Source organism: Burkholderia sp. BCC1996 (assembly GCF_905339955.1).
In the GTDB taxonomy this organism is placed as follows: domain Bacteria; phylum Pseudomonadota; class Gammaproteobacteria; order Burkholderiales; family Burkholderiaceae; genus Burkholderia.
Map to the genome: position 1 here is coordinate 1 of NZ_CAJPHM010000044.1, position 17,843 is coordinate 17,843.

Annotated in this window: 12 protein-coding genes and 4 pseudogenes; 1 reads left to right on the forward strand and 15 read right to left on the reverse strand. The window is 55.2% G+C overall.

What is annotated here, in order from left to right:
• The 9 genes and pseudogenes from U4Z64_RS35470 to U4Z64_RS35510 all read right to left on the reverse strand — a co-directional run.
• The coding region (locus U4Z64_RS35470) for a transposase (RefSeq protein WP_321822450.1) at nt 1-207 on the reverse strand (207 nt) is incomplete at its 3' end.
• Between the two features lie 213 nt (nt 208-420).
• Nucleotides 421-2,349: a tannase/feruloyl esterase family alpha/beta hydrolase gene (locus U4Z64_RS35475; RefSeq protein WP_321822451.1), complete on the reverse strand. Its 1,929-nt coding sequence runs from the start codon at nt 2,347-2,349 to the stop codon at nt 421-423.
• Between the two features lie 562 nt (nt 2,350-2,911).
• Nucleotides 2,912-3,034, reverse strand: coding sequence for a hypothetical protein (locus tag U4Z64_RS35480; protein ID WP_321822452.1), 123 nt, complete (start codon nt 3,032-3,034; stop codon nt 2,912-2,914).
• A 353-nt stretch (nt 3,035-3,387) separates the two neighbouring features.
• Entirely contained in the window at nt 3,388-3,795 is a 408-nt protein-coding gene (locus U4Z64_RS35485) for a cupin domain-containing protein (RefSeq protein WP_321822453.1), read from the reverse strand.
• A gap of 223 nt (nt 3,796-4,018) precedes the next feature.
• Nucleotides 4,019-5,263: a cytochrome P450 gene (locus U4Z64_RS35490; protein WP_321822454.1), complete on the reverse strand. Its 1,245-nt coding sequence runs from the start codon at nt 5,261-5,263 to the stop codon at nt 4,019-4,021.
• Nucleotides 5,264-5,573: 310 nt separating this feature from the next.
• Nucleotides 5,574-6,120: pseudogene (locus tag U4Z64_RS35495) on the reverse strand (integrase core domain-containing protein); the annotation flags it as partial.
• Nucleotides 6,121-6,711: pseudogene (locus tag U4Z64_RS35500) on the reverse strand (transposase); the annotation flags it as partial.
• Nucleotides 6,712-7,013: 302 nt separating this feature from the next.
• Entirely contained in the window at nt 7,014-9,254 is a 2,241-nt protein-coding gene (locus tag U4Z64_RS35505) for an alpha/beta hydrolase domain-containing protein (protein WP_321822455.1), read from the reverse strand.
• A gap of 350 nt (nt 9,255-9,604) precedes the next feature.
• A pseudogene (locus U4Z64_RS35510) lies at nt 9,605-9,925 on the reverse strand (malonate transporter subunit MadL); the annotation flags it as partial.
• A 135-nt stretch (nt 9,926-10,060) separates the two neighbouring features.
• Between U4Z64_RS35510 and U4Z64_RS35515 the strand changes: the two are divergent.
• Nucleotides 10,061-10,354, forward strand: a pseudogene (locus U4Z64_RS35515) (IS110 family transposase); the annotation flags it as partial.
• Nucleotides 10,355-10,493: 139 nt separating this feature from the next.
• Here the strand turns inward: U4Z64_RS35515 and U4Z64_RS35520 are convergent.
• The 6 genes from U4Z64_RS35520 to U4Z64_RS35545 all read right to left on the reverse strand — a co-directional run bounded on the left by U4Z64_RS35520 (nt 10,494) and on the right by U4Z64_RS35545 (nt 17,840).
• Nucleotides 10,494-10,916, reverse strand: coding sequence for a nuclear transport factor 2 family protein (locus U4Z64_RS35520; protein WP_321822456.1), 423 nt, complete (start codon nt 10,914-10,916; stop codon nt 10,494-10,496).
• Nucleotides 10,917-12,021: 1,105 nt separating this feature from the next.
• Complete coding sequence (locus U4Z64_RS35525) at nt 12,022-13,476, reverse strand: NAD(P)(+) transhydrogenase (Re/Si-specific) subunit beta (protein ID WP_321822457.1); 1,455 nt, start codon at nt 13,474-13,476, stop codon at nt 12,022-12,024.
• Complete coding sequence (locus tag U4Z64_RS35530) at nt 13,473-13,799, reverse strand: NAD(P) transhydrogenase subunit alpha (RefSeq protein ID WP_321822458.1); 327 nt, start codon at nt 13,797-13,799, stop codon at nt 13,473-13,475. Before U4Z64_RS35530 ends, U4Z64_RS35525 begins: the two co-directional genes overlap by 4 nt.
• A gap of 12 nt (nt 13,800-13,811) precedes the next feature.
• Nucleotides 13,812-14,951, reverse strand: coding sequence for a Re/Si-specific NAD(P)(+) transhydrogenase subunit alpha (locus U4Z64_RS35535; RefSeq protein WP_321822459.1), 1,140 nt, complete (start codon nt 14,949-14,951; stop codon nt 13,812-13,814).
• Between the two features lie 655 nt (nt 14,952-15,606).
• Nucleotides 15,607-16,524, reverse strand: a complete 918-nt coding sequence (locus U4Z64_RS35540) for an alpha/beta hydrolase (RefSeq protein WP_321822460.1) — start codon at nt 16,522-16,524, stop codon at nt 15,607-15,609.
• 269 nt (nt 16,525-16,793) lie between these two features.
• On the reverse strand, nt 16,794-17,840 hold the full coding sequence (locus tag U4Z64_RS35545) for an ABC transporter permease (RefSeq protein WP_321822461.1): 1,047 nt from the start codon (nt 17,838-17,840) through the stop codon (nt 16,794-16,796).
• Nucleotides 17,841-17,843 lie beyond the last annotated feature (3 nt).

Genomic DNA, 17,843 nt, shown 5'->3' on the forward strand with positions numbered 1-17,843 from the left:
CAACAGACGCTTGAGCTTGCTGTTCTCCTGCTCCAGTTCCTTCAGGCGCTGCGCTTCGGAGACCGTCATCCCGCCGAACTTCGCTTTCCAGTTGTAGTAGGTCGCTTCCGAGATGCCGTACTTGCGGCACAGCTCCGCCGGCTTCAGGCCAGCCTCGGCTTCCTTCAAGATGCCGATGATTTGTTCTTCGGTGAATCGCTTTTTCATTGCCGTTCCTCTCTGGAACGGACTCTACACCGTCACCGTACTAAACGCGGGGAGCAGGTCACTGCTGCTATCACAAGGCTTCATGGCGTGAAGGCACGTATGCCATACTGAGTTCACCGTTTTCGACGGCCCGACATTAGAATCAATGGCGGGCTACCTCGGCGCGCTTTAGCGGACTAGTCAGCCTTCTCTAAGCCGCCCATACGAAATTCGTCACGCCCCGGGCCCATAAACCAGTAGCGATCGATCTCCCGTTGGACACGACCAATTAGCGGCATCAGTTACCGAACCTTTTCCCGAGTAGCGAGCTACAGCGGGAAACGGACACAGTGGCATTGTTCTCGCAATACCTTCTGATACGACGTCATCTTTATATTTTGTCGCTGTAATTGATTCCGGGCTCTTTCCGCTTTCCACCCACGCATCGATAGCCGCCAACGCATCATGATCTGCATCGAATGGTACGGCTGGCCCAGAAAAGAAGCCGGGAGCATTATATTGATTTACGAATGCATTTGGTCCATATCCTCCAACGCAATGATCCATGCCAGGGGCCAGAAACATGCGAACATTATTTTGTAGCGCGCCATAGCCACCACTTGCCTCCGCCAGATTTATATAATATTGAATTGTATTATTCACATTAACAAAAGGATCATTAAGACCTTGATATAAAAATAGCTTACCACCTCTCTTTATGTAAGCCGCCATGGCACTCGCGTCATTCCATCGACCGTTTTTCATGGCACTATCGATAGCTCCTACGGCCCTATCGGCAAACGTTATATGAAAACTCGACGAATCGGCTGGATTGGCGCGCCCGAAACTCTGCCCAAGGGAAATTGTTCCGTCGTAACTGCTGGCTCCAGCGAACACGAGATCGCGGATCGTATAGTTTGCGAAAGACCAATCGGTAAAGCTTGTCATATATGGCTGTAGGCCAAAAACGTCAGGACCTGGGAGTGGCGATGACGGGAAAACAATCGAACCCACCGCCTCATCGGAACCCAGCACCAGAGGTGACCATCCCGCCGCAAGCATCGCACCGCTAGACTGCCGTGCTGTTGACAGCATCGCCGAAACGCTATCAATTTGATCTGAAGTTAAGCAGCTGTCGCTGGCTGCTACGCTGGATGGGCAAATCGGCAAATCTCTACGTGGGTTGAAATCGCAGGCATTTGGATTTTGCACCAGTCCATCCGCAACACCGTCGCGTGAGTCGCACGCCGATAATACCGTATTCGCGACCAGCTTCAGTTGCGCGGCGCTAAGTGCAGCTCCGCTACTACGGAGCTGAGTAAGGGCTCGCGTCATAAAATTTATATTGGTAAGCAATGGGTCGTACGGCGCACCAGCGACAATTCCGTCGAAGTCGCCTGGATATTTTGTTGCCTCGACCATAGCCTCACGGCCGCCATCTGAGCATCCCAGGAAATAGGATCTCTTAACCTTTCCAGCTTTATAAAGCAAAGCCGTAGCTTGTGGACCAACGACAGCAAGCGTATGGACCGCACGATATAAGTAGTCGTTAATTGCCTCCGTATCAGGTACCCCAGGCGACTTTATTGCCCAACTCGGATCTGCCTCAACTGAATTACCAGTCGCAGTAATCGCCCCGTCGACATGGCCATCATCGGTCTGCCAAATCGCGTACCCGGCTTTAACGTGGGCCGGGGTAGGAATGCCTGCATCGAAGACGTTACCGCAGTTCCCGCCGCAGCCGATCTGAAGGTATTTTCCGTTCCATTTGTCTGCAGCTGGCAGTACGGCGGCGAAGTTCGCTGTTTTTCCCGTCGCCGCGTTTGTGACATAACTACCTGTCACCACACAGTAAGACGGTGCGCCATCTCCGAGAGCGTTCGCCGCGAGCAAACTAACACCGCCCTTTGTAGCACGGATCTGAACCGGCAGATACGTCAGTAGGTTCGGGATGTCCTTTACGGTTACTCCCTGTGGCATTACCTGCTGTAGGGCACGCGGCGTGCACATTGACTCGATTGTTGGCTTATCCTCCTGCCCAGACGTTGAACCATCCCCAGTGCAGCCCGCGACAGAAATCGATAATATCAGAAGCACTATCAACGAACTCACAACCGATGTTTTTAAAATTCGCACATCAATTCTCCTAATATTTTCTACCAAGACACCCCGAGTATGATGCATACATTGAATGACAAAAATTCAGGATTTCATTAGATTTATCTCATATACATATTTGAATCAATCACACGCATTTTTCAACACACCTTCTCTGACATTTACCCAATGCATTTTCGCCATCCCATCCAAATCATCCGGCAAGCACCACAATTCAGAGATATATTTCACCAGAATCAGGGGAGTTATAAATCACCCAATGCACGCAGATCAATATTCAACAAAAAATCCTCGACCACATTAACTCCACTTTCCCACAACGCAGATTGCCAGTCCGCAACGGCCGGTTATTTCATCGCAAATTGCCATTCCCCTGACATGCTCACACCCTCCGACATTCGATTATTTTTCACCGCGCGCCCAATTCCGCCACCAAAATCGGCAGCCACCGCCAGCAATGTTGCGGCACAAACGAATATTCGTACGCTAAATCATCCGAACATCAAACGCCCATAGAATATCCATCATCGTCCTAGAAGATGATTTCCCTAGATTTAATAAATCTCGATTGTGGCTCACCGAATTACCAATCAACCCCCAAACTGCCTCAGTGCATCACATCAAAAATTAATTTCGGAAATCTAAAAAAACGGATCATGTCAATCGCGCCTTGATCATCAACTTGAGCAACGACCAGAGGCTTGAGCTCCAGCGCGGGATGTCGACTCATACGTTTCCATTTCGAGGGGGATCGTCTTATCCTGGCTCAATCATGAAACCGGATTCTTGAGCTGAGAGTTCCAACCTGGCAATCGCTACTGTTTGCAGACTCAGCTCGATTCTAGGCCCGCGTACCGTATCCTCCAGCGACAATATGCTTGCTCGCAAAACACACGTTATTAATCAAAATTACCCGCCCCGCCATGCTTCTTTCCGTTTGCTTAGGCGCGACCAAGATTTGATCCGCTAAGTATCGTTTGCACCTCATCACCTCCCCTGCAAAAGAGAGGCATGCGCCCAAGCAATGATGCTTGTTTCCGTTAAAACTTCTACTGCAGATCGCAGCAGCTGCGAGACGCTGCATCAACGCAGTTCATCAATGCACCCTGACACATGCCCATCTATTTCCCAATAATCATAATACTCCGACTTCTTGCCCCCTGGATTAGGTCCATAGATACCCAACATTCGCGCATACCTTGGTGCCCAGTATCTCCCTTTAGCTCCTGCCGGAACGTTGATGTAATCACCAGGTCGCGCTATAAACTCTTGACCGCTCACTTCCACATGCAGTTCGCCCTCAAGAATAAATGCGCTCTCTTCGTGCGGATGTAAATCCGAAAAACCAGCTCCAATCAGCTCCCATTCTGTCACTGCCGTATTCCGCCAGCCGTCTGGCGACGGCGCAACAATCCAGCGTGCGCGCATGCGGGGAGTAGCCGGTGTCACTGGTTTAAGGCCATTAGCGTGAATCAGTTCTACCTTATGCATGCCGTCACCTTTCTTCAGTAAAAGAACACTTTCATATAGTGCGAGCAGCCAGAGATCGATAACGCATTTGCGCGCCGTGTCTCACGACAGTCCAACCATGTTCTGACTCGTGTTGCAAAATGAACTCGGAACATTCTTTGAAGTAGATTCACGGTAGAAGCTTCGTGGACCGTAGCCTCAAACACGCAAATCTACCGAGACCCTGACCGGTAAAAGTGTCTGCCTACACGACCAACCGCAAAGGCAACCGATCATATACGCCGTTACGATCGTCATGGTCATAAATCGGCTCACCGCCCAGATCAATACGCTTTACCCGTGCCGCGAGCGCGTTGTAGACGGCATGAGCTTCGGCACGTGCCAAGAGCATCCCTGGGCAGGAGTGAGCACCGGTGCCAAAAGTCAAATTTACCTTACCGTCAACAGACCTTTCTACATCGAATTTATCTGGATTAGGAAAGGCTTCGGGATCACGGTTAGCCGCGGAAATCATAAATCGAATCATCATCCCTGGCGGAATTTTCACACCACGAATATTCAGTTCCTCGGTTGTGAACCGAGTGAAGGAGACCTCCGCAGTATACAACCGGGCAATTTCATTAAAGATGGCGTGTCGCTTTTCAGGTTGATTACGCCACATATCGAACACTTCAGGGTGCCTTGCGAACATCTCAAGGCCACCAGTGATGAGATAAGCAGCATTTGGAGTTGCGGTCGCCCAAAACAGTAGCAGACCCTCAAAGAGTTGACGCTCGGTCATCTCGCCTTTGACAACCGAGTCAATCCAGCTGGAGACCATTCCTTCGTCCGGAGATTCACGGCGCAAACGGATATAGTGGTTCACGCGGTCAGTGAGATAAGCGAATGCCGCGTAGCATCGCTCCTCCTCTTCTTCCGAAACGACAGATCCGAGAGCAAGCATGGCGTCATGCATCCAAGCGGCAGCAGTGTCGAAGCCATCATTCGGGATACCGAGGGCTTTGCACATCGCATAGTGTGCTGGGATCAGGGCGAGATTGCGATAGGCTTCGATCATTCCCGACGGCCCCAACCGGTCAATCACGTCGATTACTTCCGCCGAGGTCGCCTCGACCCATTCCTCGGCCTTCTTCGGGGTGAACCATTTGTTCGACTTGCGGCGCATCGCAGCATGTTCCGGCGGATCGACGACGATCATACTGTCCTTAAACAGACTCCATGGGCCCCTCGGCACCCAACTGGGGGCCTTTGTTGTCAACGAGGGATGCTTGCCGAAAGTCAACACATCGTAATAGTGAGAAATAACATAGGTGTTCTCACTTAACGGGTCGCGATACACCGGCGCCTTCTCCCGTAGCACTTCGTACCAAGGGTAGGGATTCGCCCGAAACGCTTTGTCCCGCCACGGCAGCAATATCTGCTCGCCGGCATGCTGCTTATCGTGCGTTTGGACGCCATCGCAACTGGCGTTTGTATAGAGAGCGTTCATGTCTAATGTTCCTACGACTGATTACGGCAGTTTTAACAGAATCGCCACGCATCCTCGACGACCGATCGATCCTCAAGGCAACGGCACAAGAACAATGCTAACTATCGTTCGTTCTTACACTACGGTGAACGCAAAACATGTGCCATCAGTTTTTCTCCCTATGTCTGAGCAAGATTGACGGCCAACGTGTCTCGCCTGCCTCGATTTGGGGCGGACCCGACGCTTGACCGCACCATCATCGCGCGGACGGCTTACTTCTAGCGCACACACGGAGCGACCTGGAGTTGACCCTGTAATCCCGGACACAGCGTCACACTAAGGTTGCTGAATCCATTGAGCGCCGGAACTCGCGAGGCGAGCGGTACTTCAGTGCGCTATGGGGATGCTTCTCGTTGTAATGCTCGAACGCGATGGCCAAGTTGCGTGCAGCGGTCGCTGCGTCCGGCTTCGGCATGAAGGCGACGTAATCGCGCTTCATTGTCTTCGCGATGCTCTCCGCGATGCCGTTACTGTGGACTGAGCACCGCAGCGTCCCCGGTTTCGGGCCGATGTCGGCAACGTAGGCGCGGGTCCTCTCGGGCACGGGTCCTCTGGGCGATCTCGCCCGAACCGTTATCCGTAAGCCATTCAATTTCCGCTGGCGCCTTCACAGCGTTGCCAAAGCAATGTTCGAAGGCCGGGAGCATTGCGTCACACACGATGTTCCCGCCGCGGCCACTGGTCGCCGCCACCCAGCTCATCGCCTCGCGAACGCAGCAGTCCAGCGCAAACGTCACGCGCAGCGGTTCGCCGTCGTCGCGATGAAACTCGAAGTCATCAGACCGCCAGCGCCGATTGCTGTTCGCCAACGCGACCTTGAGGCGCGCATCCGGATCGGTGCTCGATTCATGCGTGTCGTTGCTGCGCCGCTTCCCCTTCAAGTCGGTGTCGACATTGCGGCCATCGCCGGCCGGCGGATCGTCCGATCCGTCCTTGGGCCGGAAGCTCTTGTGGCTGGCCAACGCCTGGATCAGCGTGCCATCGACCGAGAAGTGTTTTCTGGACAGCAGCCTTTGCTTGTCGGCCAAGCGCATGACTTCGATAAAGAACGCTTCGATCACTTCGTGCTCGAGCAAACGATCGCAGTTCTTCGAGAACACCGAGTGATCCCATGCGGCGTTTTCAATCGCCAGCCCGACGAACCAACGGAACAGCAGGTTGTAGCGCATTTGTTCCATCAGCATGCGCTCGCTACGCACCGTAGTAAACACTTGCAACAGCAGCGCACGCGGCTGTTTCTCGGGCGCAACCGATGCTCGACCGCTGCCTGCATAGATCGTGCTGAACAGCCCATTGCGTCGCATCAGCGCTTACTTGACCAGCAGTCGAAGCGGCCTTAATGGGTGATCGGCCGGAACAAAATCTTCCCGCTTTACCGTCGTGAACATCGGTTCTTGCATCTCGTCCATTCCGCGCATCGCTCTCGTTTGCCCAAGATCATGAACACGATATCTCTAACGCACCGCCCTCAGGCCTCGTTTACTCCGTATCCAATTTCAACAGCCTGCTAGGCCTGCGCTCGAGCATCATGGACAACCACTTTTCGTCGAAAACCTTGTTATTAATTAACTATACATTTAATAACCACACCAAAATTCGCTTTTTGATCAACATTTTAGCACCCTAAGGCAGGAGTCGCCCCATCTTAGGGTGCCCATCAAAATAGCACCTCGGAATAATGTATGATTACACTACCACGCACCCAAATCTTCTACGGACTCGGAATCAACAGCGGCGATATTTTCTTTGAGTTCTCAATAAAAATATTATCGCTGTCTGTTTTTAATAGATACCCAGCCGCAACCAGCGATTCTGATGTAGCAGCGATCTTCGCTTGGTAATCACTTCGCCCGCCATACAGGGATGCGAGTGAGGCTCGTCGATCACCGATTGCCTTTGTCGAGTCGTTGATTGCGAATGGAATCGCCGAGCCACTCCAGCCGCAACCTTCCCCAATTGCATGGCCGCTACCACGATAATTCCATCCAGTGTAGGTTGCGATCGGCACTGCAACGTCAGGCACTTTGATTCCAGACGTTTCATTTCCATTGCGATCTACTTTCGGCACGAGGATTGTATACTTCTTTGACAGATCTACACGTGGAATTTCTGAACTATAATCAGTTACAAATATCTCATTATACAAGCCCGTGTAATTCACCGATATTGTCGTTGAAGCCGCATTTGATCCACTAGGCACTGTGATGCTACTGAGACTCGGAAAGTTGAGTATGGAAGGAACAACAGCATCACCAGAGTTCACTGATGGGTACTGCGACGCAGGTGGTTCCGCTCCTTGAGCGATCCAGTTCACGAGCGCGGGAACCAACGCACGTTCGACGGCATCTTCTTGAACTGGCGACTCCGTAAACTGACAAATGCTGCCGGATGGCGGCACCGTCGCCAATCCAGTTGTAATGCCCGGCCCCCCATCATGCTGCGTGCCTGCAATAAGGTAATAACGGACGTTTGTAGGCAGGGTAAGGTCATGCCCTGCGCCGTCAGTTGTGACCAGCGATGCCCCGGCGCCCCACCATTCGTATGAACCATCAACTTGCATAATTTGCGGGCAGGTTTGCGTAGCCAAACATTTCTTCAGCAGACCATCTGTAGCGCCACTTATCGGATCTGTAATTACATTGTAGGAAAATGGAAATTGAAACCCTGGCATGAAATGATCTTCATGCTGTTTCGACCAGCGTCCTGGTTGCGAAAACTGATAATTTGTCCACGTGCGCCGGCCACCAGCGATGATCGGCATCAACCCATCAAACACCATTTTTCCGTTGACGTCTTCGTTAAAACCTTGGTATAGGAAATCGCGAATAAAACGCCCAGACTGCGAGATACCTTCGCCTATCGCAATATCAAAATTCGATGAGCTTTTTGCACACGTAGCCCCCACGCACGCGGCATTCTTCAACCCGTTAAGAGGGTTCGCATCCCCAGCTGCGTCCGCTTCCTGATAGCGCAAAAACGAGATAAGATCTCGAACTGCGGCAAATCCAATCCCGTTAATGATCGGATTTTTTGCTGTATAAACAAAATTATAGATAGTACCCAAGTCAGCAGGAACACTTTTCCCGCCTGGTCCCGGGACAGATGAAGGCGTGGAAAATTCCACGGAATATGTACCGTCTTGATTTATTACGTAATGCCAGTTCGTCACCTGTGTCGATGGCGCGCTGTAGATTTCATATCCACCATCCCCCTGACCATAGTTTTCGAGCCACGATTGGCGCGCATTAAGTACAGCTGACGTAGTATCGGATGGATCTGCTGGCGGGTAAGTCAACGAGATAGAATTGATGCCCCCAGCATAATCTGGAACAAACTCCTCTCGGCTCTGACCGACTAACGTCGAGTTATTCGCTAGTTGGGCAACTGGAAAATTGGCTCCAATAGCTCCAGCCGCCCCGATCGTGTCATTGCCGGTTTGGGCAATTGTCCCTTGCCATCCGCTCCATACGATGGTGTATCCGGCTTGAAGTAGTGATGGAATTGTTCCGTCTGGCGAAGTACCGACATCTAGCGCACCACCACCAATAAATGTGTCTTTGCCTAATTTATTACCGCGATTAACGACATCGTAGAACACCACTCGTTTTCCGCTTGCTGGATTCTGAGGGGTCAGAATTACCACATCAGTTGAGTAATCGACGTAACCGTTTTCGTTGACTGGCGCGCTCTTCAGATTCACAATACCAGCATTCGCGGACGCGTTTGGATCTAGTTCACCGTATGCCGTCGCCGTGATCAGCCGATATGGACCTACCGCGCCAGTTGGTGTAGCACCTCCAAATGCTGGCACACTCGATAGCACCTTGAGATTATTGATGCGCCCTGCGGAACGATCGATACCCGACACTGGAGACGACTGTAGCTCGTCGGTGCCTCTACAAGAACAAAGCATAGAAATACATAAAGCCAGCCATATCGCCTTCCCCTTCATTTTCCACTCCCTTTAAAATAGAAAACAAATCTTATCGTCAACCCTGACAATACCGCCCTTTTGCGCCCACCAGTTCGCACCTTCTATATTCGAAGCCAATCGAATGAAAATACAAAAATATTCAAAATCGCGAATGTCTGGCGTTTCCTCGGATCAGTTGCACTGCGAACGCGATCGCGCCATCAGCGATTCCGCTCTCGCCGTCGATGAATTCCCGCCAACATACGCGAGCGCGAGGACGAACGTCAGCCAGTACGACCGATCGGTGCGATGCACAATGACCAGGCCAACGAGCGCAGGCTGAGCGACCAGGCCGTTATGGGCGACCGTCTTTTCAAGCATCCGCAGAATTGCGGCACGGCGGCGAGCGCCGGTCGTCCCGGCCAGTGCGCGCGAGCACCTCGATGCAGTCGGCGCATGTCGCGACGGGGTCGCCTTTTAGCGCGGCGAGTACGTTCTGGTTCGCGACCGTCGCGACGACGACCTAGATAGACATCCCGCCGAAAGTCGACGCCCGCCGCCTCAGTCTCCTTCAGCAGCCAGCTGCGGCAATACAGGCAAAGGCACCGGCAGATTAGCAACAGCATCGCAATGTCGGGGCCAAGCGGGTCGCCGAGGGACAACCCCATCAGATGGCATAGCGCGAGTAACGCGATTCCGAAACTGGTCATGAGGCGGCCGTCGAGGCAATATATTTTGTACTACTGATTTACCTATGCTAGACACACGGTCTTATCTTATAATTTCGAAAGATTACCTATTTGTGGCTAGACGACTTATAAAGCTGTCAAATCAAATTCGGTACGGCATCGATGAGTGGCCTTACCCCAATCACCCGGCGCTCAGACTTATCCATCTGCGGCGAGCATCCGTCCAGACGCCGCAACAAGGTGCTCAAGGGCGCCTTGTTCCTATCCGCCTTCGCAGCCTTGCGAGGCCTAATCTCGCGGGCGTATTATGCGCGCGAGATCAAACAAGGCAAGCACCGCAACCTGGCGCTCATCGCGCTGACAGGGCGACGGTGCGACGTCCTGTTCGCCCTGTTCGCCCTGCTGCACGACGGTACCATTTACCAACCCGATTCAGCCCCTAACGCTTGACCAACCACTTAGCCCCATCGAGACGTTATCTCAACACAGTACCGCGGGAGTTCGGATTGAACGAGTCGAAACGAGTTCGGTCCATCTAGCATCCGCATACCTTAGTGAAGTCGATTGCCGGCGGCGCGGAAGCACCGCCTTATGCAATAGGGCTAGACTCAGCGAAATTAACGCCAAACGCAAAAAACTGTGTAGCACACAACCACTCCCCCCCCATTCTCTTCCACGCAAAGAGTATTTTGTAGACCAAAGTCTCCCCTCCCGCCACAGGCTCAATCGCACCGATAAGATACTCAAGCACACCTCCCTCTCCCGTCGGGATAAAACGCTCGCGCTTGGATTCCCATCGATAGACTCCGACAATGTCTTTGTATAGCGCAAAGATACTCTCCCTTCCTTTCCATGTCGCCCCTTCCGGCCCGACCACCCAAGCATCAGAGGTATAGAATTCATTCGCAATCGCCTCCGCGTCCTTTTCTTCGAATGCCTTTCTCATCAACTCGTGTTTCGAGTCGATTGCGTCGATAAGTTCACTATCCATCACATTTTGATCATATGACATAACTCAGCCCCTTTAAAATTAATAACGTTTTCTCACGAAGCAGGCCATTTCAGTCACCTAGGCTGGCTATATGAATTAGCGCTTCCAAAGATTGCCATTTCCATGGACATCGTCCTTACAGCAAACGGCATCTTCTCTATGAGCTAGGCGATTTGCATTGCGTCCATTTGTGCACGACGGAAGCCATCGCGTTTGCGTGCGTGAATGCCGCTAGCATACTCCCATTCCGCAGCACCTCGCGAAGATCAGATTGGCAGGCATCTAGCTAGGGCGACCCGAAAAGTTTGACCGCGTAACGATATAGGGCAGAGCAAAGATATAACGACGCGGGATGGCACTCGCCCTTCGAAATTAAACGCCGAGGATCAGAAGCAGTTGGCTCGACAGATGAGAGAATTTTAACCATTTCTCTATAGATGATGAGGGCGCGATCATCCGGAAATTCAGCCGGACTAGCACCGCCCTCGTTATATCACGGTACGCTGGACCATTATGTAGATAACGACCATGAAGCAGTGGACATCACGCAACCTACCCGAACGAATGTTTGTACGTTTACGTTAGTGCGAAGATTGCGACACTGTCAAGCAGGTAAAAAAAAACTCCCCGAAGCGCCGCAATTTCTGCACCTCACGGGAATGAGAAGGTGCAGCAAGCTGCCGGAGGTAGCGGAGAGACTGAAAGCGTATAGGCCGGGCCGGGAAGCGTCCTTTCAGCTTGCGCAGACGCCGAGGTGTTCCGTGAACATGACGAGTGGTTCAGGCACCGGCTCCGTGCAGTGCAGCTAATGCACTCGCGTCGAGGTACAACGACGTACCGGGAGTTGTTGGCACTGGGCGCCTCGAAAGAGGATGCCCACCGCGTGGCCACGAACAATTGGCAATAGTGGCGAAACATTCGCTGGCTCCCCGAATCGCGCCATGACGATCGCCTCCTTCGACCGCATACGGCTCCTCATTCAGTTGCGCTTCGCTTCATTTGCCATGGTCAGTGTACGGCGAGACCTACACCCACAGGAGTGCGCCCATGCTGGGCGCATACGAAAAAGGCGCGCGTTGCTGCGCGCCTTTCGCGGGAGGTTGCGTGGAAATCAAACACCTGACGCTTACGCCACCGTCTTCACCATATCCTCGATGACTTTCTTCGCATCCCCGAAGACCATCATCGTCTTGTCCATGTAGAACAGGTCGTTGTCGAGCCCCGCATACCCCGCCGCCATCGACCGCTTGTTCACGATCACCGTGCGCGCCTTGTACACCTCGATGATCGGCATCCCCGCGATCGGCGATTTCGGGTCGTTCTTCGCGGCCGGGTTCACGACGTCGTTCGCGCCAAGCACCAGCACCACGTCGACCTGGCCGAACTCGCCGTTGATGTCCTCCATCTCGTGGACGATCTCGTACGGCACCTCCGCTTCCGCCAGCAGCACGTTCATGTGCCCCGGCATCCGCCCCGCGACGGGGTGGATCGCGTAGCGCACGTCGATGCCCTTCTCGACCAGCTTGTCGGTCAGCTCCTTCAGCGCGTGCTGCGCGCGCGCGACCGCGAGGCCGTAGCCCGGCACGATCACGACCGTTTCCGCGTTGCCGAGCATGAACGACGCATCCTCGGCCGAGCCCGACTTCACCGGCCGCTGCTCCTGCTTGCCGCCCGCCGCCGCCGCGCTCGCCTCGCCGCCGAAGCCGCCGAGGATCACGTTGAAGAACGAACGGTTCATCGCGTGGCACATGATGTACGACAGGATCGCACCCGACGAGCCGACCAGGGAGCCGGCGATGATCAGCATCGCGTTGTTCAGCGAGAAGCCGATGCCCGCCGCCGCCCAGCCCGAGTACGAGTTCAGCATCGACACCACGACCGGCATGTCCGCGCCGCCGATCGGGATGATGATCAGCACGCCGAGCACGAACGCAAGCGCCGTCATGATCCCGAACGGCAGCCACGACTGCGTCAGGAAGAACAGCACGCCGAAGCCGAGCATGGCGAGCGCGAGCATCAGGTTGATCAGGTGCTGGCCCGCGTACACGACCGGCGCGCCCTGGAACAGCCGGAACTTGTACTTGCCCGACAGCTTGCCGAACGCGATCACCGAGCCGGAGAACGTGATCGCGCCGACGAACGTGCCGATGAACAGCTCGATCCGGTTGCCGTACGGGATGAAGTTCGGCGACGTCGCGTCCTGCGGCACGAGCCCGAACGCCTCCGGCTCGGCCACCACCGCGACCGCGATACACACTGCCGCGAGACCGATCAGCGAGTGCATTGCCGCGACGAGCTCGGGCATCTTCGTCATCTCGACGCGCGCGGCGACGAACGCGCCGACCGCGCCGCCGACCACCAGCGCGCCGAGCACGAGCGCGAGGCCGAGCGGCAGGTTCGCGCCGAGCCACGCGGCCTGCTTGACGATCAGCGCGAGCGTGGTGACGATCGCGATCGCCATCCCGGCCATGCCGAACAGATTGCCTCGCCTGGCGCTCTTCGGATTCGACAGGCCCTTCAGCGCCTGGATGAAGCACACCGACGCGACGAGATACAGCAGCGTGACGACGTTCATGCTCATCGCGCGCCCTCCTTCGCACCCTCGATGCGCTTCGATTCCTTCTTGCGGAACATCTCGAGCATTCGTCTCGTGACGAGGAAGCCGCCGAACACGTTGACCGCCGCCAGCGCGACCGCGAGCGTGCCGAAGAACTTGCCCATCCCGCCGAGCGTGAGCGCGGAAGCGAGCATCGCGCCGACGATCACGATCGCCGAGATCGCGTTCGTCACCGCCATCAGCGGCGTGTGCAGCGCGGGCGTCACGTTCCACACCACGTGGTAGCCGACGTACACCGCCAGCACGAAGATGATCACGTTGATGACCGTGTGATTGATGATTTCCAAGGTCCCCTCCCGTTATTTGCGCGTCACTTCGCCGTCGCGGCAAAGCAGCGTCGCGGCGACGATGTCGTCGGTGAGATCGATGTTGAGCGTGCCTTCCTTCGTGACGATCAGCTTCAGGAAGTCGAGCAGGTTGCGTGCGTAGAGCGCCGACGCGTCCGACGCGACCATCGATGCGAGGTTGGTATGGCCGGCGATCGTCACGCCGTTGTGCACGATCACCTGGTCGGCGACCGTCAGCGGACAGTTGCCGCTCTTGCGGCCGTCGAACTCCGGCCCGCGGCCCGCCGCGAGGTCGATCAGCACCGAACCGGGCTTCATCGACTGCACGGTCTCGACGGAGATCAGCGTGGGCGCGGGACGCCCCGGGATCAGCGCGGTCGTGATGACGATGTCGGCCTGCTTCGCGCGCTCGTGCACGAGCGCCGCCTGCCGGCCGAGCCACGACGCCGGCATCGGCCGCGCGTAGCCGCCGACGCCTTGCGCGGCCTCGCGCTCTTCGTCGGTCTCGTAAGGCACATCGAGGAATTTTGCGCCGAGCGACTCGATCTGCTCCTTCACCGCCGGACGCACGTCGGACGCTTCGATCACCGCGCCGAGCCGCTTCGCGGTCGCAATCGCCTGCAGGCCCGCCACGCCCGCGCCAAGGATCAGCACGCGCGCGGCCTTCACGGTGCCTGCGGCCGTCATCAGCATCGGGAGAAAGCGCGGATACAGCGCGGCGGCGACGAGCACCGCCTTGTAGCCGGCGATGTTCGCCTGCGACGACAGCACGTCGAGGCTTTGCGCGCGCGTCGTGCGCGGAGCGGCTTCGAGCGCAAAGGCGGTTAGCCCCATCTCGGCAAGCTTCGCGGCATTCTCAGCATTAAAGGGATCAAGCATGCCGACCAGCACCGCGCCACGCTTCATGAACGGCAGCTCGCTCACCGTGGGCGACTGGACCTTGAGCACGAGGTCCGCGCCGAAGGCGGTGGCCGCATCGGCAACTTGGGCGCCCACAGCCGTGTAGGCCCCGTCGGGAAAGCTCGCGCCGGCACCGGCACCGGCCTGGATCGTCACCGTGTGACCCAGCGCGACGTATTTCTTGACGGTCTCCGGCGTCGCCGCCACACGGGTTTCGTACGCCCGCGTCTCTGCGGGCACTCCAATCTGCATCGTTGTTCCTCCTCGCCTTCATGTTCTATCTGCTCGGGAACTGAGCAAAATAGCTAGTTGAGCCAGCGCGTGATCCTGGCTAACCGTCCGGCGCCTGAGGCACCTTCGCTCTGTAGCAGTACTAGTTAGCAGCTTGCGCAAGATTCTCGCCATCCAATCCCGCAAACAATTTGCTCACAACGGCGATCTTCGTCCGATAATGCTGCAGTTCACCTCTGGAGCAGATGGGCAATCAACCTCTATTGATAGCGTTTGTTGGCTTCATTGTTGTGTCCATCGACACCATTCGTGGTGGTCAAGATTACGCAAGAGATCGGCTCGGTGCCGCTTGCGCCGGTAGTTAGCGGTAAGCGAAAATCCGACAACTACGAACACAATAGTCCCGACAGCTATTCCCAAGCAAACTCCCTCCACGTTAGGCTCCTCTTTTCTTAATTCCCCCACATCCTGCCGTTAACAGTAGATTGCGCGCTGCCACATGTCCGATAGAAGTGCATTAAGCAACCGGCACACGACCTGCGGGTGCAATCTCTAACCTCTTCCGACCACTTTATTCCACGGACAGCCCAGTTCGTCGCCGCGATTGCATAAAGACCCGCCCCCCCGTCAAGGCGGGTGCGGGTCCTTCGCACCTGCGAAAGGCTGCGCTAACACCTTACAATGTAGCCAGTGTCTCCTTGAGCCACTCCGCGGACGCATTGCCGATCTTGGCAAGATGATCAGGCCTCGTATACAGGCTCATGTGGTCAACGCCAGACACTGAGACAAACTTCTTGTTTGGGCAAGGAATTGCGTTGAACATCTCGATCTCGAGATCAGCAGATGTAATGTTGTCCCCTTTTGCGAGCGCCACGAGGACCGGCAACTCATGAATGCGTTCTGCGTACGGCTTAACCTGATAGCGCAGCAACCACTCAACGGACTCGATCGTCGTCCAATGCTCGTGAAGCGGCGCCTCTGTTTCCTTGATGGCCATGAAACCTGAATAGATATGGGGGAACGGCCACGCAGTGAGCTCTTTAGTGGGGTCTTCCTTCGGCGATTGAGCGATCCGGCCACTCTTCTCACCCCGATAACGTGCATTGCGATCCTCCGCCAACACACGCTGCAGCAGGGCAAAGCGGGTTTCGCCATGACAACGTCGAAGTGTCGTGTAACCATCTATGACAGGCACGATCGACATGACGAACGCAAGCCGGGGTTCGATCGCCGCCGTGATGATGGCATGACCGCCGGCATAGGAGATCCCCATAAGACCGATACGCGCGTGATCAATCCCGTCGAGCGTATGAGCAAACGAGACCGCATTGCGAATATCCTCCACCTGCTCCCAGGGGTTCAGATCCTGACGGATTTCCCCCTCGCTTTCGCCAAAGTTACGGTAGTCAAACGCCAGCGTGGCACAGCCAATCGCGTGAAACGACTTAGCATAGTGCGGCATAACAATTTCTTTCGTGTAGCACCAGCCTCCGGCCATAACAACCAGCGGGACATTTCCGTGCACGCCCTCCGGACGCGTCAATACACCCCTCAGCGTCAAACCGTTGCTCTTGAATTCAACTTTCTGTTCCACTGCAGTGTCCTCCATGGCAATACCAACATACAAAGCTGACGTTAAATATCAGCAATCTAACTTCGTCCAATAGACTGGCGTCACGGCGACCTATTGAGCACCATCTTTTTCAAAAAGGCGGCTCACCTCATACGGAGGAATATCGACGCGCATTGAGCGTATAGACTAAAGTCACAGCTCATTTCTTTGTTATTTGCCAAGCGCCAATTTACACGCCAAAAGTGACAACCTTTCACTACATCGCCATCCAGCTTTTGCGAGCACGGCATTCAATGCCCCCCTGCCTTGGTCTTGCCCTCTGATAGCCACATGCCAGTGCCAATTGCGATCCCCTGAATCACTGTTTGCCAGGAGGTATCCAATCCCAGCATTTTCATGGCCTGCACAAGCTGCACAAGGAACAATGACGCGCCTGCGACGGAGATCACATTGCTGACACCCCCGCTTATTGCCGTCCCTCCCAACACAGCCGCGGCAATAGGGGCCAGCAGATACGGCGCCCCAACGTCGAGCGTGGGATTACGCAAGAATCCACTTAACAGTACTGCCAGCGTACCGTACAGGAAGGAGGCTGCCATGTACGCGCCTGCCTGATACCGCCACGTCCGGGTGCCTGTCGCATAAGCGGCTCGCGGGCTGACGCCGACTGCCTCAAACCTTCGGCCGAGTACCGTACGGCGCAAAACGACAGCGGCTAGAAGAGTCAACCCCACGGATACCAGAAATGACATAGGCAAATTCCAGATGAGTTCACTCGAAAAGTTGGCGAGGCGTGGCGGTACGCTGGACTCGGCCGAGAGACTCTGCCAGAACCAGAGCGCGCCACCGCTGACCAGCGCACCAACCGACAGCGTCACAATCAGCGAGTTCAACCCTAAAACTGCAACCATCAATCCGTTGAACGTGCCCACCACGACTGCTGCTGCAAGTGCCGCCAGGATCGACAGCATGAGTCGATCATCATTTCCGCCCGAAACCGCGAGCAGCATCACGCTTGATATCATCACCGTCGACGGCACCGACATATCGATACCGCCCGTCATCATCACCAGGGTCTGCCCGATCGCAGCCGTCGCCAGGAAAGCGGCGAGCGGCAATATGGCCATGAGCGCCCCCGTCTCCACGCTGCGAGGAACGAATACCCGCAGCGTAACCATCAGAATGATGACAGCGATCCAGATGGCCCCAAAACGACGCTGAGGCAATGCGATAGGTTTCCCGCAACGTTGCCGGTCGCGGCCGTCTTCGCCATAGCTTTCCGCCTTCGGTGTAGATGTATTCATGCAGATTTCCGATTTGTACTTCTGCCAGATCATTCA

Excerpts from the sequence above, each read along its gene's own strand:
- U4Z64_RS35480 (WP_321822452.1), bottom strand. The coding sequence starts at position 3,034 with ATGAGTCGACATCCCGCGCTGGAGCTCAAGCCTCTGGTCGTTGCTCAA.
- U4Z64_RS35545 (WP_321822461.1), bottom strand. The coding sequence starts at position 17,840 with ATGATCTGGCAGAAGTACAAATCGGAAATCTGCATGAATACATCTACA.
- U4Z64_RS35525 (WP_321822457.1), bottom strand. The coding sequence starts at position 13,476 with ATGAGCATGAACGTCGTCACGCTGCTGTATCTCGTCGCGTCGGTGTGC.
- U4Z64_RS35485 (WP_321822453.1), bottom strand. The coding sequence starts at position 3,795 with ATGCATAAGGTAGAACTGATTCACGCTAATGGCCTTAAACCAGTGACA.
- U4Z64_RS35490 (WP_321822454.1), bottom strand. The coding sequence starts at position 5,263 with ATGAACGCTCTCTATACAAACGCCAGTTGCGATGGCGTCCAAACGCAC.
- U4Z64_RS35520 (WP_321822456.1), bottom strand. The coding sequence starts at position 10,916 with ATGTCATATGATCAAAATGTGATGGATAGTGAACTTATCGACGCAATC.
- U4Z64_RS35505 (WP_321822455.1), bottom strand. The coding sequence starts at position 9,254 with ATGAAGGGGAAGGCGATATGGCTGGCTTTATGTATTTCTATGCTTTGT.
- U4Z64_RS35535 (WP_321822459.1), bottom strand. The coding sequence starts at position 14,951 with ATGCAGATTGGAGTGCCCGCAGAGACGCGGGCGTACGAAACCCGTGTG.